Annotated in this window: 24 protein-coding genes and 1 tRNA gene; 20 read left to right on the plus strand and 5 right to left on the minus strand. The window is 54.6% G+C overall.

Annotated elements, in window-relative coordinates; translation table 11 throughout:
- Window positions 1-598 precede the first annotated feature (598 nt).
- Genes OK409_RS02350 through OK409_RS02365 form a run of 4 tightly spaced genes read left to right on the plus strand, consistent with a single transcriptional unit; the run spans window position 599 to window position 5,470 of the window.
- Window positions 599-1,477 carry an ABC transporter substrate-binding protein gene (locus OK409_RS02350; RefSeq protein ID WP_010247954.1) on the plus strand — a complete coding sequence of 293 codons (879 nt, stop codon included), beginning with the start codon at window positions 599-601 and terminating at the stop codon, window positions 1,475-1,477.
- Window positions 1,474-2,397: an amino acid ABC transporter permease gene (locus OK409_RS02355; protein ID WP_033767719.1), complete on the plus strand. Its 924-nt coding sequence runs from the start codon at window positions 1,474-1,476 to the stop codon at window positions 2,395-2,397. Before OK409_RS02350 ends, OK409_RS02355 begins: the two co-directional genes overlap by 4 nt.
- Complete coding sequence (locus tag OK409_RS02360) at window positions 2,390-3,151, plus strand: amino acid ABC transporter ATP-binding protein (RefSeq protein WP_022624977.1); 762 nt, start codon at window positions 2,390-2,392, stop codon at window positions 3,149-3,151. The genes OK409_RS02355 and OK409_RS02360 overlap by 8 nt, the downstream gene beginning before the upstream one ends.
- A 33-nt stretch (window positions 3,152-3,184) precedes the next feature.
- Window positions 3,185-5,470 (plus strand): molybdopterin-dependent oxidoreductase, encoded by a 2,286-nt coding sequence (locus OK409_RS02365; protein ID WP_264366699.1) that lies wholly within the window; start codon window positions 3,185-3,187, stop codon window positions 5,468-5,470.
- A gap of 5 nt (window positions 5,471-5,475) precedes the next feature.
- Here the strand turns inward: OK409_RS02365 and OK409_RS02370 are convergent, their stop codons facing one another.
- Together OK409_RS02370 and OK409_RS02375 are read right to left on the minus strand one after the other, a co-directional pair.
- Entirely contained in the window at window positions 5,476-6,786 is a 1,311-nt protein-coding gene (locus OK409_RS02370; RefSeq protein ID WP_264366700.1) for an MmgE/PrpD family protein, read from the minus strand.
- Window positions 6,787-6,865: 79 nt separating this feature from the next.
- Window positions 6,866-7,411: an N-acetyltransferase gene (locus OK409_RS02375; protein ID WP_022624974.1), complete on the minus strand. Its 546-nt coding sequence runs from the start codon at window positions 7,409-7,411 to the stop codon at window positions 6,866-6,868.
- A 252-nt stretch (window positions 7,412-7,663) separates the two neighbouring features.
- Between OK409_RS02375 and OK409_RS02380 the strand changes: the two genes are divergently transcribed.
- The 4 genes from OK409_RS02380 (at window position 7,664) to OK409_RS02395 (ending at window position 11,062) form a co-directional block, all read left to right on the plus strand.
- Entirely contained in the window at window positions 7,664-8,734 is a 1,071-nt protein-coding gene (locus OK409_RS02380; RefSeq protein ID WP_122888722.1) for an iron-containing alcohol dehydrogenase family protein, read from the plus strand.
- Window positions 8,735-8,781: 47 nt separating this feature from the next.
- On the plus strand, window positions 8,782-10,095 hold the full coding sequence (locus OK409_RS02385) for an LLM class flavin-dependent oxidoreductase (protein WP_264366701.1): 1,314 nt from the start codon (window positions 8,782-8,784) through the stop codon (window positions 10,093-10,095).
- Window positions 10,096-10,280: 185 nt separating this feature from the next.
- Complete coding sequence (locus tag OK409_RS02390) at window positions 10,281-10,562, plus strand: hypothetical protein (protein ID WP_264366702.1); 282 nt, start codon at window positions 10,281-10,283, stop codon at window positions 10,560-10,562.
- Between the two features lie 98 nt (window positions 10,563-10,660).
- Window positions 10,661-11,062: a cell envelope integrity TolA C-terminal domain-containing protein gene (locus tag OK409_RS02395; protein WP_010670921.1), complete on the plus strand. Its 402-nt coding sequence runs from the start codon at window positions 10,661-10,663 to the stop codon at window positions 11,060-11,062.
- Window positions 11,063-11,138: 76 nt separating this feature from the next.
- On the opposite strand, the gene fhuE is transcribed toward OK409_RS02395, so the two are convergent.
- Window positions 11,139-13,301 carry a ferric-rhodotorulic acid/ferric-coprogen receptor FhuE gene (gene fhuE / locus OK409_RS02400; RefSeq protein WP_264366703.1) on the minus strand — a complete coding sequence of 721 codons (2,163 nt, stop codon included), beginning with the start codon at window positions 13,299-13,301 and terminating at the stop codon, window positions 11,139-11,141.
- 395 nt (window positions 13,302-13,696) lie between these two features.
- Between fhuE and OK409_RS02405 the strand changes: the two genes are divergently transcribed.
- The 3 genes from OK409_RS02405 to OK409_RS02415 all read left to right on the plus strand — a co-directional run bounded on the left by OK409_RS02405 (window position 13,697) and on the right by OK409_RS02415 (window position 15,744).
- The gene (locus tag OK409_RS02405; RefSeq protein ID WP_029519393.1) at window positions 13,697-14,785 is read left to right on the plus strand and encodes a YncE family protein; all 1,089 of its coding nucleotides are present in this window, start codon (window positions 13,697-13,699) and stop codon (window positions 14,783-14,785) included.
- Between the two features lie 298 nt (window positions 14,786-15,083).
- On the plus strand, window positions 15,084-15,437 hold the full coding sequence (locus tag OK409_RS02410; protein WP_050680114.1) for a type II toxin-antitoxin system RelE/ParE family toxin: 354 nt from the start codon (window positions 15,084-15,086) through the stop codon (window positions 15,435-15,437).
- A gap of 4 nt (window positions 15,438-15,441) precedes the next feature.
- The gene (locus OK409_RS02415; RefSeq protein WP_010247918.1) at window positions 15,442-15,744 is read left to right on the plus strand and encodes a helix-turn-helix domain-containing protein; all 303 of its coding nucleotides are present in this window, start codon (window positions 15,442-15,444) and stop codon (window positions 15,742-15,744) included.
- Window positions 15,745-15,834: 90 nt separating this feature from the next.
- Here the strand turns inward: OK409_RS02415 and OK409_RS02420 are convergent.
- A tRNA-Asn gene (locus OK409_RS02420) sits at window positions 15,835-15,910 on the minus strand.
- A 505-nt stretch (window positions 15,911-16,415) separates the two neighbouring features.
- Here OK409_RS02420 and OK409_RS02425 point away from each other — a divergent pair.
- From OK409_RS02425 to OK409_RS02465, 9 genes are all read left to right on the plus strand, one after another.
- Complete coding sequence (locus OK409_RS02425; protein WP_010247907.1) at window positions 16,416-17,339, plus strand: sugar ABC transporter substrate-binding protein; 924 nt, start codon at window positions 16,416-16,418, stop codon at window positions 17,337-17,339.
- Between the two features lie 32 nt (window positions 17,340-17,371).
- Window positions 17,372-18,856 (plus strand): sugar ABC transporter ATP-binding protein, encoded by a 1,485-nt coding sequence (locus OK409_RS02430; RefSeq protein WP_033758305.1) that lies wholly within the window; start codon window positions 17,372-17,374, stop codon window positions 18,854-18,856.
- Between the two features lie 23 nt (window positions 18,857-18,879).
- On the plus strand, window positions 18,880-19,905 hold the full coding sequence (locus OK409_RS02435) for an ABC transporter permease (protein ID WP_174819610.1): 1,026 nt from the start codon (window positions 18,880-18,882) through the stop codon (window positions 19,903-19,905).
- A gap of 454 nt (window positions 19,906-20,359) precedes the next feature.
- Entirely contained in the window at window positions 20,360-21,277 is a 918-nt protein-coding gene (gene nac / locus OK409_RS02440) for a nitrogen assimilation transcriptional regulator NAC (RefSeq protein ID WP_010247899.1), read from the plus strand.
- 813 nt (window positions 21,278-22,090) lie between these two features.
- Window positions 22,091-22,582, plus strand: a complete 492-nt coding sequence (gene tssD, locus OK409_RS02445; RefSeq protein ID WP_264366704.1) for a type VI secretion system tube protein TssD — start codon at window positions 22,091-22,093, stop codon at window positions 22,580-22,582.
- 12 nt (window positions 22,583-22,594) lie between these two features.
- Window positions 22,595-22,951 carry a DUF2778 domain-containing protein gene (locus OK409_RS02450; protein WP_264366705.1) on the plus strand — a complete coding sequence of 119 codons (357 nt, stop codon included), beginning with the start codon at window positions 22,595-22,597 and terminating at the stop codon, window positions 22,949-22,951.
- Entirely contained in the window at window positions 22,948-23,400 is a 453-nt protein-coding gene (locus OK409_RS02455; RefSeq protein ID WP_187508334.1) for a hypothetical protein, read from the plus strand. Before OK409_RS02450 ends, OK409_RS02455 begins: the two co-directional genes overlap by 4 nt.
- Before the next feature lie 185 nt (window positions 23,401-23,585).
- Window positions 23,586-24,545, plus strand: a complete 960-nt coding sequence (gene cbl, locus OK409_RS02460) for an HTH-type transcriptional regulator Cbl (protein WP_010247887.1) — start codon at window positions 23,586-23,588, stop codon at window positions 24,543-24,545.
- Between the two features lie 160 nt (window positions 24,546-24,705).
- On the plus strand, window positions 24,706-26,163 hold the full coding sequence (locus tag OK409_RS02465; protein ID WP_264366706.1) for an NAD-dependent succinate-semialdehyde dehydrogenase: 1,458 nt from the start codon (window positions 24,706-24,708) through the stop codon (window positions 26,161-26,163).
- Here OK409_RS02465 and OK409_RS02470 read toward each other — a convergent pair whose 3' ends face one another.
- Window positions 26,164-26,409 (minus strand): hypothetical protein, encoded by a 246-nt coding sequence (locus tag OK409_RS02470; RefSeq protein ID WP_033772140.1) that lies wholly within the window; start codon window positions 26,407-26,409, stop codon window positions 26,164-26,166.
- Window positions 26,410-26,595: the final 186 nt, after the last annotated feature.

A 26,595-nucleotide genomic window follows, 5' to 3' on the forward strand; every position in this document is an offset into this window, starting at 1 on the left:
TGATCTGATTATTGAGGCTTTCATTATTCTCAAGGGAAACTATCTGCCTGCTAATCTTTGATTTACTTCGTGTAATGTATTGATAATTTTGATTAAAATTATGATTCCCGTGCCTGCTGCAGTCTTTACATTACCTGAATAAATAGTTATTGATTTTGATCAAATAAGTCCCGGATAAAAGAATCGGTCAGGCGCAGAGGGATGATTTTTCAATTAATACTTATCAATGAAATTATATTTTTATTAATCATCAGAGCCTGGCTGTGCCAATTAATTAACCGCAGTATGACGTTTTCTCGCCTCGCCAATCCTTACCAAACTGCTCATCTCTTCGGTCACAGGATGCCAGCGCCTGTTCAACAGCCTCGCAACGCGCGCCATTGCCATATTCCAGCAAAATATTCCCGGTTTTAGCATTTGTGATCGCCGCCGGTCTTCACTGAGAATGACAACAGAACGTTACGAGGATGATAAAAGCTCTGGAGCCCGCCGCTTATCTGGCTTTCTTTCAGCGCTGACAACAGGTCACGATCGCTTTTCCCTCTGGGGGAACATTTTAAATATCAGGAGAAAGGTTCCGGTGAAATTGATAAAAAGAATGACCCTTTTCACACTCGTGCTCAACGCATCCGTCAGCTTTGCGGCAGAACCCTCAGTGCCTGCTGACAGCAGCATACATGTTAAAGCCGATCCGGCGCTGAAAACGCTGATTCCTGCGGATATCCTCAAGCGTGGCTACATTGTGGCAGGAACAAACCCGAATACGCCGCCAACTACCTTTTATAAAGAAGATAATAAGACGCTGGCCGGTCGCGAAATCGACATCATGAATGCGGTGGGTGAACGTCTGGGTATCGCGGTAGAGTGGCGCGACACGGGCGGCTTCGACAACATCATTCCCGGTCTGAAAACCGGACGTTACGATGTGGCGCTGTCGAACATAAATGCCACACCGACCCGCCTGAAACAGATCGACTTTGTCGGCTACTACAACGCCAGCCTGCTGGGAATTATTTCCCGAAAAGACGCCAGTATCGCCCCGTTTAAATCACTCAGTGACGTCTGCGGCAAAGAGGTCGGCGCCGGTTCCGGTACCACCCAGGTTACGCGGCTGGAAGAAGCCAGTAAAGCCTGTGAGGCCGCAGGTAAGCAGCCCATCAAGGTAGCGATATTCCCGGATCGTCCGGCTGGCGTGCAGGCAGTGGTCAGCGGGCGCGTACCGCTGTTCCTGGGTCCCTATGAGGGGCTGCTGTGGCAGGTTAAGGTAATTAAACCGCTGACCATGAGCGGCGAAATCACCGTTAACGATGCACCGGTCTCTGTCGCTTTCCCGAAAGCCTCTCCGCTTGAACCTGCCGTGCAGGCCGCGCTGAACTCCTTAATCAAAGATGGCAGCTACCGGAAAATCCTCGATAACTGGGGAATCGGATTTGGTGCTGTGACCGAAGCCCGACGCAACGAAGAGATTTTTAAATGAGTGAGATTCAGAACCACACTGACGATCTGAAAATCGTCAGTAAACGCTACTACGGACGCTGGCTGAGTGCGCTGGTGGTGCTGTTGTGCGTGGTGGCGATGGCACATTCGATGATTAACAATCCGCGCTTTGAGTGGGGGATCATCGCAGACAACTTCACTGCGCCCTCCATTCTGCAGGGGGTGTTAATGACGCTGCAGCTCACCGCCATTTCAGTGGTGCTGGGCTTTGCCTTCGGCACGGTGCTGGCGCTGATGCGTCTCTCATCAAACCCGGTTCTGGTTGCGGTGAGCTGGGCCTACACCTGGTTTTTCCGTGGCGTGCCGATGCTGGTGCAGCTGTTTCTCTGGTACAACATCGCGGCGCTCTATCCCAGAATAGCGCTGTCGATTCCCGGTTTAGGTGAGATCTGGAGTGCACAATCCAACGCGCTGGTCAGCCCGTTTAGTGCGGCAGTGATCGCGCTGGTCATGCATCAGTCCGCCTATGCCGCAGAAATTGTGCGCGCGGGTATCCAGAGCGTGGGTAATGGGCAGATTGAAGCGGCACGCGCGCTTGGATATCGCCCGGCTCAGATTTTCCGTCATACCGTTTTACCGCAGGCGATGCGCGCCATTATGCCGCCAGCGGGTAACGAGATCATTGGCCAGTTGAAAACCACGGCAGTGGTGTCAGTGATTTCTCTGCAGGATGTGCTGTTTTCGGCGCAGATTATCTATCAGCGCACCTATGAAGTGATCCCGCTGCTGCTGGTCGCCACCCTGTGGTATCTGCTGATGACCTCAGTGCTGTCGGTGGGCCAGTATTACGTGGAGCGTTATTTTGGCCGCGGTGTCACGCGACGTGAAAAGCGCAGCCTCTGGCCGTCGTTGCCGCGCTTTTCGCTGCCGAAAACCCAAAGGAGTGTGAGCAATGGCTGAAGCAATTGCACTGCGCAAGGTCACTAAGCGCTTCTCTGGCGTAACCATCCTCGACGACGTTAACCTGGATATACCTGCCGGGTCGGTCACGGTGATTCTGGGGCCATCCGGCTCCGGTAAATCCACGCTGCTGCGCTGCATTAATCACCTTGAGAAGCTGGATGGTGGCACCATCCGTATCGGCGGCCAGATGGTGGGATACCGACAAAAAGGCCAGGCGCTGCACGAACTCAACAGCAGTGCCATTGCACGCCAGCGGGCGGAAATCGGCATGGTGTTTCAGCAATTCAACCTGTTCCCGCACCGTACCGTGTTGCAGAACATCACGGATGCGCCGATGCGGGTGAAAAAGCAGAGCCGCCATCAGGCGACCAGCAAAGCACTGGCGCTGCTGAAACAGGTGGGGCTGTCTGGTCGCGAAGATGAGTGGCCGCAAAACCTTTCCGGTGGTCAGCAGCAGCGCGTTGCGATTGCCCGCGCACTGGCGATGGATCCTGGCGTTATGCTGTTTGATGAACCGACCTCGGCGCTTGACCCGGAACTGGTGGGTGAAGTGCTGCAGGTCATTAAACAGCTGGCGCATTCCGGTATCACCATGGTGGTTGTCACCCATGAAATCGGATTTGCCCGCGAGGTCGCCGATAACATCGTCTTTATGGAGAGCGGCAAAATTGTGGCGGCTGGCCCGACGCAGCAGGTACTCGACGATCCGGACAACGGACGCGTCAGAAACTTTATCGCAACGGTGCTCTGAGCACCGTTTCTTTTGTGATAGCCAGGAAGCAGGATGACGCAAAAACCGGTAATGCACAGCGCCCACTGGGGCGCTTTTCACGCTGAGCGCAGCGGCGATCAACTGCTTATTGAGCCGTTCGGGGGCGATCCCGACCCCAGTCCGCTGTTGCAAAACTTCCGTCATGCACTTAATCACCCGGCACGCGTCGCACGGCCGATGATACGGCGTGGCTGGCTGGAAAACGGGCCTGGCCCGGATCGGCGTCGTGGGGCAGATGAATATGTCGCGGTTAGCTGGGAGGAAGCCAGTCATCGGGTTGCACTGGAGCTTAAGCGGGTCGGTAAGGCTTACGGCCCGGCGGGGATTTTTGGCGGATCTTACGGATGGTCAAGCGCAGGCCGTTTCCATCACGCCCAAAGTCAGGTGCACCGTTTCCTGAACACCACACTGGGCGGCTATGTTCGCTCAGTTAACAGCTACAGCTCCGGCGCGGCATCAGTTTTGCTGCCGCATATTGTGGGCGACATGAATGAAGTCGCCCGGCGTGGCGTGAGCTGGGAAGAGATTGCCGGTCACAGCGAGGTGGTGCTGGCGTTTGGCGGGCTGGCGCTGAAAAATGCCCAGGTGGCCAGCGGCGGCCTGAGTGAGCATACCGAGCGCGGTTTTATGCAGCGTGCGGCACAGCGCGGCACCCGTTTTATCTCGGTAAGCCCACTGAAAAGCGATTTGCCAGAGGAAGCACAGGGTGAGTGGCTGGCGCTGCGACCCGGAACGGATGCGGCGTTTATACTCGGCCTGCTGGCGGTATTAATCACCGACGGGTTAACCGATGAGGCATTTCTGGCGCGCTACTGTGTCGGCTGGCCTCAGATGGTGGCCTACATCCGGGGTGAAGAGGATGGCGTGGTGCGTGACGCGCCGTGGGCGGCCGCGATCTGTGGCGTCAGCAGCGACCTGATCAGGCAGTTCGCCCGACAGCTCCACGGCAAGCGCGTACTGGTTACGGTCGCCCATGCCTTACAACGCGCCGAGCATGGCGAACAACCGGTGTGGCTTGGCCTGGTGCTGGCGGCGGCACTCGGACAGCCCGGGCTGCCCGGCGGCGGCTATACCTATGCACTGGGTGCGCTGGGCCATTATGGCAAACATCACAATCTGGTCAGTTTTCCGTCCCTGCCGCAGGGCAAAAATGGCATCGACCGCTTTATTCCGGTAGCCCGTATTGCCGATATGCTGCTCAATCCTGGCACCAGGTTTGACTACAATGGCCGTCAGCTTACTTATCCTCATATCCGGCTGGCTTACTGGGCGGGCGGTAATCCTTTTCACCACCATCAGGATCTGGCCCGGCTGCGTCAGGCGTTTTGCCAGCTGGATACGTTCATCGTGCATGAGAGCGTCTGGACCGCCAGTGCGCGTCATGCTGATATCGTCCTGCCCGCCACCATGACCCTGGAGCGTGAGGATATCGGCGGTGCGCCGACCGATCGCCATTTAATCGCCATGCAGCCAGTGGCACAGCCTTACGCCGAAGCCAGGGACGATTACACGATTTTCCGTGAGCTGGCCCGGCAACTTGGCCGGGAAGAAGCGTTTAGCGAAGGGCGCGATGCGCGTGGCTGGTTGCAGCATCTTTACCATCAGTTTCAGGAAAAACTGGCGGCGCATCAGGTGCAGACACCGGATTTCAATCAGTTCTGGCAGCAGGGCATTCTGGCGTTGCCGCAGGTAAAGGATGGTGGACGGATGATCAATGCGTTTCGCGCTGACCCTGACGCCGCACCGCTGCCCACCGCAGGCGGCAAAATTGAGATCTTCTCCGCCACTATCGCCAGCTTTGGTTATGACAACTGTCCCGGCCATCCGGTATGGCGTGAACCCCAGCAAAAACCCAGCGCCGACTACCCATTCTGGCTGATTGCCAATCAGCCCGCGACGCGGCTGCACAGTCAGCTCGATTTTGGTGATTTCAGTCAGAGTGGCAAGCGTGGCGGGCGTGAAGTCTGCAGCCTCAACAGCGAGGATGCGGCAGCCCGGGCTATCGCGGATGGCGACATCATTGAGCTTTATAACGATCGGGGCCATGTGCTCGCCAGCGCACGTCTCACCGACACGGTTATGCCTGGCGTGGTACAGCTGCCAACCGGTGCCTGGTACGATCCGGTCGACGCCACTGCCGCCCGTCCGCTTTGTCGTCACGGTAATCCCAATGTGCTGACGCTGGATATCGGGACGTCATCTCTGGCGCAGGGATGTAGCGGGCAGATTACGGTGGTACAGGTGCGTAAATTTGCCGGGGAAGTCACGCCGGTGCAGGCCTTTATTCCCCCGTTATGAGTCGGTTACAGGGCGCTCAGTACTGCGCGCCCCAGCGCCTGCAAATCTGCCGTTGAACGCAGCTCGCTGGCTGCCAGCAGATCGGGCGACGCCTCCTTCAGCGCCAGCTGCAGTTTCCTGTTTATATCCACACTCTCTGCCAGTGACTGCTGGCGCGTGCGGCGCTGATGCAGCTTTGTGCCATCACTCAGCGTCAGCGTGACGTCATGGAAGCGCAGGGCGGGATTGATCGCATCGGGCGGCGCGCGCTCATCGGGAGTACGACGGACGCGGGCAGCCAGCGGCATAATCTGATGATTGAGATCGCCTTCGGCGAAATCCTGTAAACGCAGATCGCCGTAGATCAGCATCGCAGCAATCACATATTCCAGGCTGAAACGCGCTTCAATGCCGTGCGTCGGAACGGATATGGAAGCGGCGATGTCACCGCCTGGCGGGAAGGCGACGGTGATATCGACAATCTGGCTCAGCAGCGCATCAAGAGGTTTGCCGGCTGCCAGCCACTGCTGGCGCAGCATTTGTGCGGCTTCCGCTGCGCTGTGGGTGCCTGCGCAGGTTGGGAAAGGTTTGAACTCCAGTCCGGGCGCGCTAATCCGCCAGGGGCGGCCCCAGTTTTCCAGCAATTTCTCCGGCTGCGCCTGACCAGAACTGCTGGCTGCCAGAAAAGCCTCAATCACACCCGCCTGACGGCCATCTATTCCGGCCAGTGTCAGCAGAGCCGCTGACACCGCACGTTCTGCGGCAAAACCAGCGTGCAGTGGTTTCACCGCCGAACCAAACTGCGCGCGTAGCCCACTGGCCTGGGTGGCAGCGATCCCCAGCAGGGTCGCGGTTGCATCACTTTCCAGCGCCAGCAAACGCGCCAGTGCCGCCGCCGCTGCAAGGGTGCCCAGCGTTGCCGTGTTGTGATAGCCCAGCGCGTAATGTTGCTGGCTGACAGCCAGTCCCAGACGACCAGCCATTTCCACACCCGTGACGTAAGCATCCAGAAAACGGTTCAGGCGCTTTGGCTGAAATTGCTGCCAGGCGATCAGGGCGGGCAGGATCACTACGCTGGGGTGACCGCGAAAATCGGCATGAAAATCATCGTAGTCCAGCGCATGTCCGGCATAGCCCAGCAGCAGCGCCTGCGAGCGCACGCTGCCGTCGCGGTAGATTGTGCGCAGTGCCGGTAAGCCGCTATCCGGCACCTCGCCCTGTAACACCGGCCAGCTCACCGCCAGGAAGTCCCGCACACCTTCACGCGCGTGCTGGTGCGCTGACTCATCCGGCTGACTATAAAGGATATGTTCAGCCAGCATTACGCTCAGGTTCATTGCGGTCGCTCCGGAAAATGGTGTAGTTCGTGGCGAAACGCGATCGGCTGTTCGCCCAGTGATGCGGGATTATCGCTGCTCATAGCGGGTTTCCTTCTGCTGCTGTCTGGCGGCTCAGCCAGGCATCATGTGCCGCCGGGTCCAGTACTTTTTTCATATAGAGGGTGATGTGACCTTTACCGAGATCGCGGGTATGCATCGGCTGGAAGCCACGTTTCAGATACATCTCTTTCAGCCAGGGGTGATGGGTGGCGGTGCCCAGCGAGACCGCAGGGGCATGCAACTGATCGATCAGGATTTCCTGCTCTAACCGATCCTGAACCTGGCGACCAAAATGGTGGCCGGGATAGTCGGGATGCGCGCCAAACCAGCCGATATGCGGCAGCCCAAACGGGCCGGGCAGCGGCCCCCAGGGATAGCGAACGGTCACTGATGAGACCATCTGGTTACGCATGTAGAGCGCATACACGCCATGATTCTGCAGATGGCGTAATGCTGTAGCGCGGTCAGCCGTGGCGGCATCAAATTTAATGCCCAGTGCTTTAACGGGTGCATAGGCGGCATGCATCAGCGCCAGATAAACATCTACCTCATCTTCTCTGACCTGACGAAAATCGAGTTGCATAATATTTCCCGGAAAACTGCCAGGCAGGCAGTTAATTCATTCAGCCAGAATGAGAGATTAACAGTAAAAGCCGGGTCGCTATGTGTGAAAAATAACTAACCTAATGCGGATTTGTGAATATGAAATGGCCGGTTTTTGATTGCTTAAATTGTTATTTGTCGTAGTATTCAGAAAAGAAATTAAATTCCATGAAATGCTATTAACTCACTGTAATAAAACTCTTTTTCTATTTTATATAATCAGGATGCTGCTGTGTTAGCCATTACATCTCCGCGAGCCTATGCGCATGAGGCGGGCCTGCGCATCCGCGCCGGTCAGTTTATTAAACCCTATGCCACCCATATTCGTATTTTTACCTCTCCTCAGGCGTGGCAGGCGGTTAATCCGGAATTAAGCCAGAGTCTTGAAGAAAATGGCATCCGCTGGCAGCTCGACTATTTAGAGGGCGAATGTACCGAACAGGCCATCGCCAGCTTAAAACATCATACCGAACAGCAGGGCGCAGAACTGCTGCTGGCGATTGGGGGTGGACGCGTGCTGGATGCGGCTAAAGCCGCTGCCAGCCAGTTGCCGACGGTCACGCTGGTTAACTTTGCGACCCAGGCGGCAACCTGCGCGGCCTGGTCACCGATTGCCATCATCTATAACGAGCAAGGCGGCCATCTGCGCAGCCAGCCGCTGGGGAAAATGCCGGAGCTGGTGCTGGTAGACAGTGAAGTGATCGCCCGGAGCGACGTGCGCTACCTGAAAGCGGGTATTGTGGATGCGCTGGCCAAATATTATGAATTCCGGCCTTACCAGCAGCACAACCCTGATGATTTGGCTTTGGATCTTAAGGTGATGACCGCGCGGCAGGCGCTGGACACTTTCCGGCAGCAGGGAGACGCCGCGATCCTGGCCTGCCAGCAGCAGCGGGTCACGCCTGAACTGGTCAGAGTCATTGATGCCACTATCGTGCTCGCCGGGCTGGCGAACAGTGTGCGCGACCTGCTGCCGACGCCGGGCTTTGCGCACGCCATTCACAATCGACTGACGCACCTGCCAGAGCTGCATCACTGGCTGCACGGTGAGAAAGTCGGCTTCAGCCTGCTGGTGCAGTCACTGATGGAACATGACGGCGTCGCGGATGCGGAACTCCTTGCGCTGCTGCGACACTACGATATGCCGCTGAAGCTGCCGGTGTTACGCGGCGATCGCCATAGCGCGCTGCGCAACATCGCGCAGCAGATTAAATTCCCCCAGGCCTGCGCAGAACGGCTGCCGTTTAGCGTCTCCGCCCGCGCGCTGGAGCAGGCGCTGCTGGCGACGGACACCCTTTTTTAAGCGCGCGCTGCGGCGCGCCTTTTCACCTTACAGACCAGGAATCGTTCATGAATCATTTCACTCCATCACGTCGCCTGCGGCTCGGCCTGTTTGTTCAACCGGTGGGTCAGCACGTGAGCGGCTGGCGTCTGACGGAACAGCTGGGCGATCCCACTGATATCGACTGGCTGATCACGCTGGTTAAAAAAGCCGAAGCGGGTAAGTTCGACCTGTTCTTTGTGGGTGATGCACTGGCAACCAGCATGTATCGTCTGCCGTCGACCATGGCACGCCTTGAACCGCTGACGATGCTGGCGGCGCTGGCGGTCAACACCAGACGTATTGGCCTGGCTGCAACCGCCTCTACCACCTTCAGCGATCCCTTTACGCTGGCGCGCAGTTTCTCGTCACTGGATCACATCAGCCGTGGCCGGGCCGCGTGGAACGTCGTGACCTCGTTTTCCACTGACGTTGCACGTAACTTCAGCCGCAGCGATATGCCCGACCACGCTTCCCGCTATGCCCGTGCGCGGGAGTTCCTTGAGGTGGCAGACAAATTGTGGCAGGGCTGGGAAGCGGGGGCAGTACAGCCCGACAAAGCGACCGGGGACTATTTTGTTGATGAGAAGATCAAGCCGATCAACCATCAGGGAGAGCATTTTCAGGTACAAGGCCCTCTGAACATCACGCGTTCGCCACAGGGACGTCCGGTGATTATCGAAGCAGGTTCTTCTGCTGATGGTCAGAAGCTGGCGGCTGAGACAGCGGAAGTGATCTTTACCGCCTCCGCCAGTCTGGAGGAAGCGCAAGCGTTCTATCGCACTCAAAAGGAGCAGGTCATTGCCGCCGGGCGTAACCCGGATCATGTCGTGATCATGCCCGGTGTCATGCCGATTATTGGCCGCACGCGTGAGGAGGCGAAGGCGCTGTGGAAAAAGCTGAATACGCTGGTGGATATTGAGAACGGGCTTCGTCAGCTCTCACTGCGGTTCAGTATGGATCTCAGCCAATATCCACTGGATGGCCCGGTACCGGAGGTTCCGCTGGGCGAAGGTAATCAGAGCCGCGTTAAGCTGATGACCGATATGGCAAAGCGCGAGAATCTGACGCTGCGTGAGCTGGCCGCCGTCGCCGCCGGTTCACGCGGACACCGCGTGATTGTCGGTACCGCTGAAGATATCGCCGACGACTTCCAGCAGTGGCTGGAACAGGGCGGGGCGGACGGCTTTAACATCATGCCAGCCATTATGCCGGAACAGCTGGATCTGTTTGTGGAGCTGGTGATCCCGGAACTGCGCCGTCGCGGACTGTTTCGCGATGAGTATGAGTTTGCTACGCTGCGGGAGAATCTGGGGCTTGAAGTGATAACCGAAGAGAGTTAACAGCCACGGTCATCACGGGAAATATTACCGCAATACTGCATGCAGTTTGCTGGAAAAGGAGATGCGGTTAACTCAGCAGGGAGGCTGGAGCCTGTATTGTGCCGCACTATTTTCCAAAAGCGTTCTGCAAACCCATTCATACCCGATATAGTGCAAATCTATCCTCCGGGATGTGAGATCGCTGAATGTCAGAATACAGTTTCTATACCAAAGGCAAATACACTGTTGCACTTGAAAGATCGGACGTAACACGAGCTTTCGATCTGACAGAGCAGGGTTATAAAAAACAGTTCGAGGAAGTTCGTGCCTCAGATGAAAAACAGGCACTCGCACGCTTCGCGGATATCCGCAGGGACAAACGCATCGACCAGCACAACTTTCTGGCGGGCGCGGCCACGATGCCCCTGATTGGCGTATTAACAGCGATTGCTTTCTCTCTCTTCTGGCGAAAAAAAACGGGAAAATAACCCTGTGTTGATTCACTTTGCAGGGGTTTAGCTTAGCCTGATATCAGAATAACCAGGGAGCAGGACGCCGTCCCCTTTTCACCTAAAAGGACTTATCCATGAAAAAGATCATTCCCATTTTCTGCTGTGCCCTGTTAGCCGGTTGTGCGCCTCTCACTCCACACGAATGCATTAAAAAAAGCGCACTCGAAACCTGCAACTATAAACGTTCAGGAAAAGTCGGGGACAACGATATCTATGGTCAGCAGGCATCTGGCATTAAAAAAGCGCTGGATGCTGCACTATCAGAGCCGCACGCCTGGAAGGGGAAACGCTGTAATGCCCATCTGGATTTCAAAATTGATGGCACCCTGGATAATTTTATTATCAAAGGGGGCGATAAAGATTATTGCAACGCGCTCAAAGTGGCGGCAAAACGCGCCAGATTTCCGGCTTTCACCGACCAGCATGTTTTCGATGTGATGGGATCAGCGCGCTGGAATATGGAAGGACAGCCCTGACACGCATCCTGCCCGTTAAATCAGCCCTCAGACAGCCCGCAATCGCGGGCTGTCTGGCCTCCCAGCACCACCATTATCAGAACTGATAAGAAACGCTGACATTCAGGTTACGTGGCTCACCGTAAACGTAGCTGTTCATATAGCTGTAATATTCACGGTCGAAGAGATTATCGACGTTGGCCTGTACGGCAACCTGCTTATTCACCTGATAGCGGGCAAACAACGAGGCCAGCGGGTAGCTGCCCTGATATACCCGTACGCTGTCGCCGCTGGCATTGGTCACATCTTTAAACACCCGGTTCTGCCAGTTAATTCCGCCACCAACGGTGAGCTCGGGGATCGCGGCTAACTGATAACGGGTGAAAAGTTTGAATGAGGTTTGCGGCTGATAGCTGTTGAACCGGCCACTTTTATCGCGTGCCACATAGCGGGTTGCGCCAAAGGTCAGCTGCAGATTATCGGTCAGCGCGCCATTCAGCTCGAACTCGGCACCTTTACTCACTGCACCTTTGGCGGCGTCATAGGCCTGCTCATTGCCGCTCAGATAAACACCATCAATTGCCTGTCCAACGTTATCCTGCTCGATGCGGAAAATTGCTACGCTGGCGGTCAGCAGGCCATCGTTCCAGGCCGATTTCAGACCGGTCTCGTAACTTTTACCTGTCACCGGTGAGAGGTAACTACCGTGAGTATCGCGATAAGTCTGCGGCAGGAAAATGGCGGTGTAGCTGCCATAGGCGGACCAGGTGTCATTAATGTCATACACCAGCCCTGCATAAGGCGTGGTGTTATTTTTAGTCATCTCTCCGCTGCTGCCATGGGTGCTCCACTGGGTATAGCGAGCGCCAATAATCAGCGACAGCGGATCGGCCAGCGACAGACGTGCAGCGCTATAGACCGATTTCTGACGAACAGTGTCATCATCGTTGAGATACCAGCCCTGCCACTCCGGCTCCGCTACGTTACCGGTCCAGCTATTATTGAAAATTCCCATATCGGCGGCAGTGATTTCACCCGCCTCCGCATCGCTGAATCCATCCTGACTGTAAGCGGCATTATGCTGGCGGCTGTAGCTTGCTCCGGCCATCAACAGGTGCTGACGACCCAGTAGTTCAAACGGGCCGCTGGCAAAGCCATCGATTGAATCCATTTTACGCTTGCCGCGATCCATACTGCCATAACCGGTAGTGCCTTCACCGCTCTCCTGATCGGGATTGCCCATCACATAGAGCAGCTTATCGCTGAAGGTATTCTCGGCGTGCGTGCCATTAATATGAATATTCCAGCCGTTATCGAAGTTATGGTCGATATCCGCAAAGACTTTGCGCGAATTAGTGTTGTAACGCGCCCAGTTAGCTGATGAATTCAGGCTGCGGTCGTAATGTGTCGTGGCGTTATTACTGTAAAACATCGGCAGGCCGCCCCAGGTTGGATTGCCGGTGTTGTCATCTTCATAGTCGTAGCCCAGTGACAGCGTCGTCTTGTCGGTAAGGTCCGCATCAATCACGCCGTAGATGAATTTTTTGGTTTTTTGATAGCGATCCAGCCAGCTCTCCTGATCGGTATAACCGGTCACCACGCGGCCGCGCAGGCTGCCATCGCTGTTAAGCGGGGCAGAGAGATCCGCCACGTAGCGCTGCTTGTTCCAGCTGCCATAGCTGGCACTCAGCGTGCCGGTCGCGGTTTTGCTGTCAGCATGTTTACGCACCATATTGATCGAGGCCGAAGGGCTGCCCGCTCCGGTCATCAGGCCGGTCGCACCGCGCACGATTTCAATACGGTCATAGATTGCCGTGTCGGACGCCGCGTCGCCGTAATTCCATGTATCGTTAACCGAGGTCGGAATGCCATCGAAAGTGAAGTTGCTGACTTTGAAGCCGCGTGAATAGTACTCGGAGCGTTCACTGTCGATAAGATTGGTGGAGATACCGGTGGCGTTGGTCAGCACATCATTAACCGATTGCAGATCCTGATCCTGCATTCGCTGCTGCGTCACCACGCTGAGTGACTGAGGCACATCTCGCGGTGTCAGCATTAATTTGGTGCCCGCGCGGGTGGTCTGCACCGCGTAATTCTGCTTACCGCTGTCACTGGTTTCGTCAGGCGTGGCGCTGACCACCATATCCTGCGATGTCTCCTCCGCCGCCAGGGCGGGGTGGAAGAGGGCGTGTATCGCCAGTGTCAGTAATGAGACGCTAAAGCTGTTTCTGAAACCTGATTCCCTGCCACTACGAGCCATAAAATTTTCCATTAAAAATTGGTATTGAGTTAAACCGTTGTGTCTTTGGTTGTTATTTTTTATCCACTCATCTTCTGGAGAAAGACGCTCAGCCAGTTATGAGAACGCCAATGATAATCATTTGCTTTATATATTCTTCAAAGGATTCAATCGAAAGTGTAACTTTATGTTAATTATTTATAATTCAATGTGATAGGAAAATTTAAAGCCTTTTAGTTGCTGGTGTTTATCAGATTTGAAAGCAGAAAAAGGGCATTCAGGTGGAATTTCACGGGGCAGTTAAGCGGTTTAACGCGGGTAAAATGACCGGACAGGTCTGGATAGTAGCGTCGTCATTTGATTACTAGCTGTTAATGCGTATGATTCTCATTCTTTATTTCCTGACGGAGTTCAGCATGAAATCGTTAAGCCCGCGCAAAGCCGCTGTTGCCATGGCAGTTGCCGCTGCCTTTAGCCTGACAGCGTGTCAGGCACCAGCTAAAAAAGCCGATGCGCCTGCCGCTGAAGCCCCAAAACCGGTTAATACCGCAGTGACACAACGCGCTCTGGGTGATGGTCTGTACGAAATGGCTTACTCCCCTGCGTCAAAAGCGTTGTTTGTCGCCAGCGCGCAGGCGTTTAAGGATGTGAACGGCGGCATGATCTATCGTCTCGATCCGGCCACGCTGACGACCAAAGGCGAAACGCATACCGACATGAAAAACTTCGGTACCGCTATCGATGAAAACGGTCAGGTGTTCTACACCACCAACTCACTGGATGGCGCGATCTCCAAAGTGGACGCCCAGAGTGGCAAAGTGCTGCAGCGTCTGGTGTTCCCGGGCAAGATCAGTAAAGAGGGCTATCCGGCGGGTGCGCGTGAAGTCCTGTGGCACGGCAACGAGCTTTATGTCGGTCGCGTAGCCGAACCGGGCTATATCTCCGTCGTGGATACCCGAACCTTTAAGCTGAAAACCGAGATTAAAAACGCCGGGAAATGGGTCACCGGTATCATCTATTCCCCGCTGACTGAGCGCATTTATGCGGCTAACGGCTCGGGTGAAATTCTGGTGATCAATCCACGCAGCCATAAAATCGAGAAGCGCTGGACCGCAGGCGATGGCAAAGAGTATCTGTTCCTGAACATGGCGGAAGATCCTGCTACCGGTCGCCTGTTTGTTACTGACGACTCCAAAGGCAAAACCACGCTGATCTTTGATGAGCGCACCGGCAAAGTGATCAAGCGTATCGAAGGCGATGCGATGGGCATCAAGTTCAACGCTAAACGCAATGAGCTTTACATCAGCCAGCGCGAATCGAAGAAAGTGCTGCAACTGGATGCCACCACCTACGCGGTGAAAAACAGCTGGTCGTTTGACAAGAACCCAAACAGCCTGCTGATTGGCCCGGACAACAATACGCTCTATGTCACGCTTAAGGCGGAATTCAACAAAGATTCCTCCACCAAAGGCACTGACGAGATTGCCCGTATCGCGCTGCCGTAATCACGCGCTAAAAGCGTCACTCTGCATTGGCAGGGAAGCGATGCAAACAAAGTGAAAGCCCGCTCAGGGAAGCCTGAGCGGGCTTTCTTATTGATAACAACGCCTCACATCATCTCACCCCATAACCAATCCGGTACAGCTCGCAAAACGATGAAGGTTGTGTGGATTCATCACTGACCCGGCTGAACGCTTCTCTCACTTTGCACTAAAAGCACAGGCATCTGAAATCCCCCTGTATCGCACTCGATTATCGCTTTACACCTATATAGTATTTGGCCTATATTAATAAGGAGATCCCGTGTGGATGATTAAAACGACGGAGAGGTTTGATCGCTGGTTTACCTTGCTTAATGAGAGCGATCGCGCCTGCGTACTGGCAGCATTAATGGTGTTGCGCGAAAAGGGGCCGGGGTTGTCCAGGCCATACGCGGATACGCTAAAAGGCCCTGTTTATATCAACATGAAAGAGCTGCGTATTCAGAGTCGCGGCGATCCGATAAGGGCTTTCTTTGCTTTTGACCCAAACCGAACGGCGATTGTGCTTTGTGCCGGAAATAAGGTGGGCAATGAAAAGCGTTTTTATCAGGAGATGCTTCCGGTTGCCGATCGGGAATTTACACACTGGCTGAATAGTTTTAAAGATGAGGAGTAACCAGATGGGCAGAACGCTTGAACAGCTTATTGCGGATGAAAAACCGGAAGTCGTTGCCGACGCACAGGCGATGGCGACGGATATCCTGCTCAACATTCACCTTGCCGAGCTGCGTGAGAAAGTGCAGAAAACACAGGTCGAAATGGCAAAGGCGCTGGGCATTACACAGCCTACCGTGGCGGGCATGGAGAAGCCGGGCCGCGATCTGAAGCTCTCCACGCTCAAGCGCTATATCGATGCGGCAGGGGGTAAGCTGCGGCTGGTGGTGGAACTGCCGGACGGCTCGCACTACGGGTTTGAGGTGTAAGCCATTCAGACGGGGATGTCATGCCGTAGTGACCGAAAACATAAAAGCAAAAAGCCCGCTCAGGTTTCCCTGAGCGGGCTTTTCTAATTCTGGCTCCTCTGACTGGACTCGAACCAGTGACATACGGATTAACAGTCCGCCGTTCTACCGACTGAACTACAGAGGAATCGCTTGAACGGGGCGAATATTAGCGGCGCAGATCCCGCTTGTCAAAGCCCTGTTTACCGAATTGCGTTCAGATGCTCGTAAAAGCAGCGGATTGGCGATTTTTACCCGATTCTGCTGGATTTTCAAACTGCCAACAGGATCTCACTTTGCGGGCATTTCTCCGCAGATGTTAGAGGCATGTCAAAGTTTTGTTGTTTGCCGATGTTAAAACAACCGTTTCAGTGCTTTTATGATAAAAATTTCAAAACGTGATTATATGGAATAAATAAACTGCTTATCATCACGGTCGTCATTATCGTCTGAAAGTGAAACGCTATTTTGAAGTTAACTGTTTGCAGATCAAGTGATTGTGAAAAGGAGTGGTCGATCACAAAAATAGTCAGAACCTGAAGTCTTACCTCAAATTTCCCGAAACAGACGCCAGACAGGCTGGGTGAATGTAAAAGATATTTTTCATTCGCGGTCACAGCCGCTGAGCAAGTTAACAAATAAGAAGGGTCCCTATGAACATTAAAAAAACGATTGTCGCCTCACTGTTAGCCTGCATGTTACCTGCCGCGGTTATGGCAAAAGATATCTCAGTTGGCGTCTCCATGGCGCTGTTTGATGACAACTTCCTCACCATTCTGCGTACCTCTATGCAAAAAGAGATGCAGAAAGATGGCGTTAAAGGGCAGGTTGAGGATGCAAAAGGCGACGTTTCACAGCAGCTGCAGCAGGTTCAGAACTTTATCGGTCAGGGTGTTGATGCGCTGATCGTCAACCCGGTCGATACCAATGCGGTGAAACCGATTATGGACCAGGCGAGCAAAGCGGGTATCCCGCTGATCTTTGTCAACCGCCGTCCACAGGCTGAGCTGACCGGCAAAATGGCCTACGTCGGGTCCGATTCGGAACTGGCCGGACGCTTACAGATGGAAGCGCTGGCTAAAGCGATGAACGGCAAAGGCAACGTTGCCATCCTGATGGGTGACCTGGCGAATGAAGCGACCCGTGACCGTACCAAAGGGGTGGAAGAGGTTGCGGCTAAATTCCCTGGCATAAAAATTGTTCAGAAACAGACCGCCAAATTTACCCGTAACGATGCGGTAGACGTAGTCAGTAACTGGATGACCGCCGGTGATGAGATCAATGCCATCGCTTCTAACAACGATGAAATGGCGATCGGTGCGCTGCAGGCACTGGGTAAAAATCCGGACAAAATCCTGATCGCTGGCGTCGATGGCACACCCGATGCGCTGCAGATGCTGAAGCAGGGCAAGATGGTCGCCACGGTATTCCAGGATGCGCAGGGCCAGGGTGAAGGTGCGGTGCAGACGGCAATCAAACTGGTGAATGGCGAGAAAGTTCAGAAAGTCATCAATATCCCCTACCAGTTGATTACTAAAGAAAACATGGAACAGTTTACCAAGCGTAACCTGAAATAGTCGTTCCCGACCCAGCTGTACGGAGGTGATGTATGAACGCTTTTGCGCTTGAAGCCGAAGGCATCAGCAAGTTCTTCCCCGGCGTTAAAGCCCTCGACAACGTCTCGTTGCGGGTGCGTCCGGGAACGGTACATGCCTTGATGGGCGAAAATGGCGCGGGCAAATCCACTTTAATGAAGTGCCTGATCGGGATGTATCGTCCCGATCAGGGCACCATCAAAATTAAAGGGGAGCCGGTGCAGTTTCAGGACACCATGGACGCGTTGCGTTCCGGCATTTCAATGATCCACCAGGAACTCAACCTGGTGCCTTACATGACCGTCGCCGAGAATATCTGGCTGGGTCGCGAGCCGATGAGATTTGGCTTTGTCGATCACGCCCGGCTTAATCAGATGACGCAGGAACTGCTCAACCGCCTCAATATCCGTCTGAAAGCCGATCGGATGGTGGGCGAGCTTAGCATCGCGTCGCAGCAGATGGTTGAGATTGCCAAAGCAGTGTCATGGGATTCAGACATCGTGATCATGGATGAGCCCACCTCCGCGCTGACAGAAACCGAAGTAGCGCATCTGTTTACCATCATTCGTGACCTGCGGGAGCAGGGCAAAGCGATCATCTACATCAGCCATAAGATGGATGAAATTTTCACCATCACCGACGAAGTCAGTATCTTCCGTGACGGCAACTGGATCGCCAGCGATCAGACGTCGAAATATACCCGTCAGTCGCTGATTACCCAGATGGTGGGACGCGAACTGACCCAGCTGTTCCCGAAATTCAACAGCGCAATTGGTGAAGAGGTGCTGACGGTGCGCAATCTCACCTGCAAAGATCGTTTCACCGACGTCAGTTTCAGTGTGCGCCGGGGGGAGATCCTCGGCGTCGCCGGACTGGTGGGTGCGGGTCGCAGCGAGGTGATGGAGAGCCTGTTCGGCATGGAGAGCTTCGACAGCGGCGAGATCCTGATTGATGGCGTGCCGGTGACAATCGACTCACCCTCAACCGCGATTGAAAAGGGCATGGCGTTCCTCACCGAAGACCGTAAAAAGTCCGGCCTGTTTCTGGTGCTATCGGTAATGGAGAACATGAGCATCGTTAACATGCCGGAGTACAGCGGCAAAAGCGGGTTTGTCAGCCATGTGAAGATGGCGCAGGACTGCATGGATCAAATCCGTCGTCTCAACATTAAAACGCCAACCATGGATCAAATCATCAATAACCTCAGTGGCGGTAATCAGCAGAAAGTCCTGATTGCCCGCTGGCTGCTGGCGCAACCGAAGATTCTGATTCTGGACGAACCGACGCGCGGCATTGACGTCGGCGCGAAAGCGGAGATTTACCGCTTAATCAGTGAACTTGCCAACCGTGGCGTGGCTATCATCATGGTCTCCTCTGAACTGCCGGAAATTCTTGGCATGAGCGACCGGGTGATGGTTATGCACGGCGGGCGTATAACCGGCATCCTCGATAAAGAAGAAGCCGATCAGGAAACCATTCTGTCGTTGGCATCCGAGTGAGGCGCGAGACCACTATGAGCAATATGAAAGCTACTGCCACCCCGGCAGCCCCGCAGCAACCCTCTTTTTTTGCCAGCCTGCGTCATAAATTGCCGAAAGATACCGGCATTTTCGTGGTGATGGTGGGGATTGCGTTAATTTTTGAAATGTTCGGCTGGTACGTGCGTGACCAGTCTTTCCTGCTCAACACCAACCGTCTGATCCTGATTGTATTGCAGGTGGCGATTATCGGGATTATCGCCGTCGGCGTGACTCAGGTCATCATCACCACCGGTATCGATCTCTCCTCCGGATCCATTATTGCCCTGGCGGCGGTGGTGGCCGCGAGCCTGGCGCAGACCTCTGACAGCCTGTCGCCAATGTATCCGTCGCTGGTGAATATGCCTGCGGTGATCCCTATTGCGGCCGGTATCGGCGTCGGTTTGCTGGCGGGCGTGGTCAATGGTGTACTGATTACCCGCACCGGCATTCCGCCCTTTATTGCCACGCTGGGCATGATGGTGTCGGCACGTGGTCTGGCGCAGTATTACACCCAGGGCAATCCGATCAGCTTCCTTTCCGATGGCTTCACCTCAATCGGACAGGGTGCCATGCCGGTAGTCATTTTTCTGGTGGTGGCGCTGCTGTTCCATATCGCCCTGAAGCATACCCGCTACGGTAAATATGTTTACGCCATCGGCGGCAACATGACCTCGGCGAAAGTCTCCGGTATCAACGTTAATAAGTATCTGATTATCGTCTACACCATTGCAGGCGCGCTCTCTGGCCTGGCGGGTGTAGTACTGGCGGCGCGCGTCAGCAGCGGTCAGTCGAGCATGGGGATGTCGTACGAGCTGGATGCCATTGCTGCAGCCGTTATCGGTGGCAGCAGCCTGATGGGTGGCGTGGGCCGTATCACCGGTACATTGATTGGCGCAGTGATCCTTGGCCTGATTAAAAGCGGATTCACCTTCGTTGGTGTCGATGCGTACATTCAGGACATCATCAAAGGGATGATTATTGTGGCTGCGGTCTCTATCGACATGCACCGTAACCGCAAAAAACGTTAATTAGCAGGCGTTGCCTTCTTCCGGATGCGGGAGAGGGCAACGGCTGCTTTTTATCATCCGGCAATCACCAGCGATAAGAAATCCTGCTGATAGCGGTTACATTTACTCCCTGTTTTTCACGCCTCTGTTCAGGCGCTGCAAGCCTTCATCAGGTGCAATGCGTTTCCACTGCACTCAAACTGTACAGCCTGTCATCACTTTTCTGCACGTCTGACTCGCAGCGTCTGCACTGTCACAGTGCGCCTGACGGCTTTACTCTCTCTTCTCAGCCATTCCTGATCCTTATTAACCCATAAGAGGTAATCAGAAACGCTTATTTTCCGGGCCGTTAGGAAAAATCTGGCTGCTTGATGGCCTGAATTTTTTAAACCTGGCCTGCATCTTGCAAAATCTCTGTTATCAGGGCGATGGGATCAGACCCATTTCGCTATTCGGGGTGAGTGACGGAGGCAAGATGAATTTAAGACGACTGAAGTACTTTGTGAAAATCGTCGATATCGGCAGTCTGACGCAGGCAGCAGAAGTGTTGCACATCGCCCAGCCTGCACTCAGTCAGCAGGTCGCGACGCTGGAAAATGAACTTGATCAGCAGTTGCTGATTCGTACCAAGCGCGGCGTTACGCCAACTGAGGCGGGTAAGATTCTCTATGGTCATGCGCGCACCATTCTGCGCCAGTGTGAGCAGGCCCAGACTGCGGTAATTAACGCCGGTCAGGTGCTGAGTGGACAGGTATCGATTGGGCTGGCCCCAGGGACGGCGGCTTCATCGCTGACCATGCCGCTGTTGCAGACCGTGCGCGATCAATTTCCGGAAGTGCTGGTTTACCTGCACGAAAATAGCGGCAGCGTGCTGAATGAGAAAGTGATGAACGGTCAGCTGGATATGGCGGTGCTGTACGATCGTGCACCCACTGCCGGGATCACCAGCATGCCGCTGATGAAAGAGGATCTGTTTCTGGTAGGCGCCACCGATTACCCGGGAGCCAGCGTCGATCTGGCCGATGTGGCGCAGATGAGTCTGTTTTTACCGCGCGATTACAGCGCAGTACGCAAGCGGGTCGATGAGGCCTTTTCGCTGCGTCGTCTGAGTGCACGCATCATCGGTGAGATCGAATCGATTTCAACCCTGACCGCAGCCATTTCCAGCGGCATGGGCGTGACCGTATTACCTGAGTCCGCCGCCCGTTCGCTGGTGGGATCCACCGATGCCTGGATGTCACGCATCAACAGCCCGTCATTGAGTCTGCCGCTGTCACTGAACGTCTCCGCCCGGTTGCCGCTGTCACCTTCAGCGCAGGCAGTGAAGAACATTCTGCTGTCGCTGCTGAATAAGCCGCTGAGTGAGGAGCGGGAGTTGATGTTAGTGAGTTAAGAGGGCGCTTGCAGCGGGCTGGCAACCAGCCGGTTTCGCTTTGCAGCGGGTTGCACTGAGCGGGTTACGCCCGCCAGGCGTATGGGAGTTTCAGGTCACTTAGCCGCGCGTTAGCGCTGAGCAGTTTACGCCCGCCAAACATATGGGAGTTTTAGATCACTTAGCCCCGCGTTAGCACTGAGCGGGTTACGCCCGCCAGGCGTTCGGGAGTTTCAGGTTGCCTGAGCAGGCGGACGCGTCAAGGGGCGGACGCCCGCCCCTTAACAATCCCGGCGTCCGGCTGCCTGCGCGCCCCGCTGTGCGGGGTGCCTTCGTCACGCCCTGCGGCCGACGGACCGTCCGGACTCGCCATCCCTGGCTCGTACCGCCCTTTCGCCGACGTCCTGTCGGCTCATCCTTGCCTCCGGTTGTTCCTCAGCGCTGCGGACGCCTCTGGTAAACCTTCGTCTGTAATTTCTGTATTTATTTGCTGCACAGAGCTGTTTACTGGCTGGACAGGAAGAGGTTCTATCTTTCCATTTCGACACAATGTGAACTTCATAGCACGAATGATAAATCCATGTTGGCGTGAAGAATTGCTGATGCGACTTTTAAATTATTCTGAATAGCTTTTGGGCACGTTTTTTTTCTCTGATACCGGGTTATTCCGCGATCTCTATATCTGAAACAATAAAACTTCAATCAGGTTGATTTCACGCTGTATGAAAATTGATCTGATGTTTGCCGGAAGATAGTTTAATCAGGCTGTGAAAGCAGTGGGCCTGTCAGCAGAAAACAGGCTGGCTTTCTCTTTTTAAAATGGAGTTTAAAACGATGGCTATTCCAGCTTATCTCTGGCTTAAAGATGACGGTAACAACATTATTGTCGGATCAGTCGACGTGGCGGGTCGTGAAGGCGCTATTGAAGTCCTCGGCCTGAATCACGGCGTCATGCTCTCCACAGACAACGTGACGGGTAAAACAACCGCTGTCCGCGAACACGCTTCTTACAGTTTTGATAAAGAGATCGATAAGTCCAGTCCCTGCCTTTACAGGGCTGTGACCTCAGATCAAAAGCTTTGCTCAGCGGAAATAAGATTTTACCGGATAAATGACGCGGGGCAAGAGGTGGAATATTTCATTACTTTGATGGAAGGCGTAACCGTTATCTGTGTGGGCCCGATGATGTATGACGTTAAATCCCGCTATGGTGAGGCGCGGGATCATCTGGAAACTGTAGAGCTGATTTACGAAAAAATTACCTGGCGATATGCAGACGGAAATATCGTCCACTCGGACAGCTGGAATAATCGAGTGACAGCATAAAGGAATATAACGATGACATGGACATATGAGCAAAGCACGGGTCGCTTATACCACAACAGTGAATTTATTGAGGCCGGCTACTCAGGTAGTCTGACTAACAAAAATAATCCCGATCGCCAGCATGTAAGAGGGATGGGGCCCCTTCCTCAGGGAACGTACAGAATTGCAGGGCACTCCACATCAAAAGGACCCCTGACCATTATTCTGGTGCAGACTTTCGGAGAGTCTTTTGGCCGTTCGGCATTTCGCATTCATGGCGAAAGGGTCAATAAGCCAGCGGGCTTCGCCTCAGAAGGCTGCATCATTATGTCACTTGCAACCCGGCGACGCGTGCTGCGTGAAGGCGGGACGCTGGAGGTGGTCCGATGAAATATCTGATATTGATTGGCCTTCTGCCCTTCGCGGTCTGGGCTGGAGCGAATACATCCGACTGGGAAAATGCGCTGAAGGGCATCGCGTCAGGAGAGCAAGCCTGGCTTGCAAAAGTGCCCCAACTGGCAGCTACGGCTGATGTTCAGCAGGCAACCCGGATGGAGGATGCCCTTGCCTCGGCGTTAGCAAAGAATACCCCGGGCGTGCTGGAGACGCTCCGGGTTATTGACGCCAGATCCTGGCCCCATATGGCAGGTACAGACATTGTCTGCAGCGTTCCGGCTGAGCAACCTACAGCCTTTATAGAGGATTTTTATCAACAAACCCGTCTGGCGCTACTGGCAACTGACCAGGGTGCGACCTGTCTGTGGATCCTGGAAGCAAGCTATGAAGAGATGAAAGCAGAGAGCGCCAGAATGCGTAATCTATCGCCTTCTGTAAAATAGCCTCTCCCCCAGGCCGGGTTTCAGTCAAATTCTGAAGTCCGGCCGCCCATCTCAAACCTCTCTGTACCCCCAAAACCCACCCCGTTATTCCCTAAAGTCATAAATGCGAATTTTTTAGTATTTCCGGTTATCAATAATAGTTCTTACCATCAGATAATCAGATTATGTAAAGGGAGGTAAATACCGTGAATTTCCAGCAGCTTAAAATCATCCGCGAGGCGGCCCGCTGTGAGTTTAACTTAACGGAAGTCGCTAACACGCTGTTTACCTCCCAGTCGGGAGTAAGTCGGCACATCCGCGACCTGGAAGATGAACTCGGGGTTGAGATCTTTATTCGTCGCGGCAAGCGCCTGCTGGGGATGACCGAGCCGGGCAAAGCGCTGCTGACCATCGCTGAGCGTATCCTGGATGAAGCGGGCAAAGTACGACGTCTGGCCGATGTCTTTACCAATGAAACCAGCGGCATCCTGACCATAGCCACTACCCATACTCAGGCGCGCTACAGCCTGCCGAAAGTCATCAAAGCGTTTCGTCAGCTCTATCCTAACGTCCGGCTTGAACTTAATCAGGGGTCGCCGCAGGAAATTGTCACCATGCTGCTGGCTGGTGAGGCGGACATTGGCATCGCCAGTGAATTACTGGTCAACAACAGCAGCCTGGCGGCGTTCCCCTGGTTCAGCTGGCATCACGCCTTACTGGTGCCGAAAGGGCATGAACTGGTGCAGAACCAGCCGGTTTCACTGAGCACGCTCAGCCGCTATCCGCTGATCACCTACCGGCAGGGTATCACCGGACGTTCGCGGGTTGACCGTGCATTCCAGACGGCCGGTTTAAAACCAGATATCGTGCTCAGCGCTCAGGACTCCGATGTGGTGAAAACCTACGTCAAACTCGGTTTAGGCGTGGGGATACTGGCCGATCAGGCGTGTGAAACTGAAGAGAGTGAAGAGCTGGTGCGCCTCGATGCCACGCATCTGTTCGATGCCAGCACCGTATGGCTCGGCCTCAAGCGCGGCCAGCTGCAACGCAACTACGTCTGGCAGTTCCTGGAACTCTGCAACGCCAACCTGTCGCTGGAAGAGATCAAGCGTCAGGCGCTCTCTTACAGCAATGACGACGAACCGGTTATCGACTTCCAGATTTAAGCACACGGCGCATCCACCCGGATGCGCGCCTGTTTCCGCACGGCATAAAATTTCAAATCATTGCGAAAATCTCCCCTATCGACCTTTCTCACCCCGCACAACAACATCCTGCGCTGACCCGGCGCGATAAAGTGGAATCAGCTGACCACAAGGGGATGATATGTCGCGACTACAACTTAACGATAGCGATCTGCTGCGCCAGCAGGCGCTGTTTAATGGACGCTGGCAGGATGCGCATCAGGGCGCCACGCTGCCGGTTATCGATCCCGCCACGGGCGAAACCCTGGCGACGATTCCGGCACTGGGTCGGGCAGAAACCGGGCAGGCGATAGCTTATGCGGAAACGGTGCGCATCAGCTGGGGCAAAACTACCAATGCCAGCCGTGCCGCGCTGCTGGAAAAGTGGCATCAACTGATTATTGAACACGCTGACGACCTGGCGATTATCATGACCGCCGAGCAGGGCAAACCGCTGGCGGAAGCCAGAGGCGAAGTGCTCTATGGAGCCAGCTTCGTGAAATGGTTCGCGGAAGAGGCACGCCGAATCTATGGCGACACCATTCCCGCGCCCAGCGAGGACCGGCGCATCCTGGTGCTGAAACAGCCGGTAGGCGTTGCCGCCGCAATCACGCCGTGGAACTTCCCGATTGCGATGATCACCCGCAAGGTGGCGCCCGCGCTGGCCGCCGGATGCCCGATTATTGTTAAACCTTCCGAGTTAACACCGCTGTCGGCGCTGGCACTGGCGGTACTGGCAGAGCGCGCGGGCTTCCCGTCCGGCGTGCTGCAGGTGCTGACCGACCTGCCCACGGAGATTGGCGCGACGCTGACTGAAAGCCGCACGGTACGTAAAATCTCCTTTACTGGTTCAACCCGCATCGGGCAGTTGCTGATGCAACAGAGCGCCGACAGCATCAAGCGCCTGAGTCTGGAGCTGGGCGGCAACGCGCCGCTGATCGTGTTTGATGATGCCGATATTGAGATTGCCGTCGCGGGGGTCATGCTCAGCAAGTTCCGCAACGCCGGGCAGACCTGCGTCTGCGCTAACCGCATCCTGGTGCAGCGAAGTATCTATCCGCGTTTCACCGCCCGGTTGCTGGAGGCGGTCGCCACCCTGAAAGTGGGCGATGGTTTTGCGCCCGACAGCACTATTGGCCCTTTGATCAACAGCCGCGCGGTAGAGAAAGTGAACGGTCATATCGATGATGCGCTCAGCCAGGGAGCAACGCTGCTGACCGGCGGCATCAGCCAGGGCAACGGGACCTTTGTGCAGCCCACGGTGCTCGGTGAGGTCACCGCCGCCATGCGCATCGCCCATGAAGAGACGTTTGGTCCGGTCGCGCCGCTGTTTATCTTCGATGATGAAGAGGAGGCAATCGCGATGGCAAATGACACGCCCTACGGCCTGGGTGCCTATTTCTTTACCGAGAACATCCGGCGCGCATGGCGGGTAGCGGAGGCGCTGGAGTTTGGCATGGTCGGCTTTAATACCGGCGCTATTTCCCTGGAGGTCGCGCCGTTTGGCGGCGTGAAACTCTCCGGTATTGGCCGGGAAGGTTCCCGCTATGGAATTGATGAATATCTGGAACAGAAAACATTTCACATTGGTAGTCTGTAACTAAAAATGAAAAAAGGCCAGCCGGGTAAACCGGCTGGCCTTTTTTTGCCTGATGCTCAGTAAAAACTTACCGGCGTCAAATAATTGTTCTGAAAAATTAAAGAATTTATCAGGGATGTGAAGCGGGTCGTTAAATCGGCGGGTCATGCGTACCGGAATGAGCAGCCTTATCAGCAATATCCGCTTTGGTGCAATTTCCGTGCAGGTTGCACCAGCAGGGCGCATAAATTTTGTGAAGTAAATCATCTGTTTAATTGTTCGGCAATTCCGCAAAAAATCCCCCGCCAATACGGCAGAAAATTTTTTTGCACTGTTTTAAACGCATTTTTATTTTTTGCCCGGCTGGCATACTTTCTGCATTAGCTTATTAACAGCGCAGAAACCGGCAGTTTTAAACGCTAATAAACCAGCAACTGATGGGTGTAACAAATA

The organism is Pantoea sp. RG18 (assembly GCF_025910075.1).
GTDB lineage: Bacteria > Pseudomonadota > Gammaproteobacteria > Enterobacterales > Enterobacteriaceae > Pantoea > Pantoea agglomerans.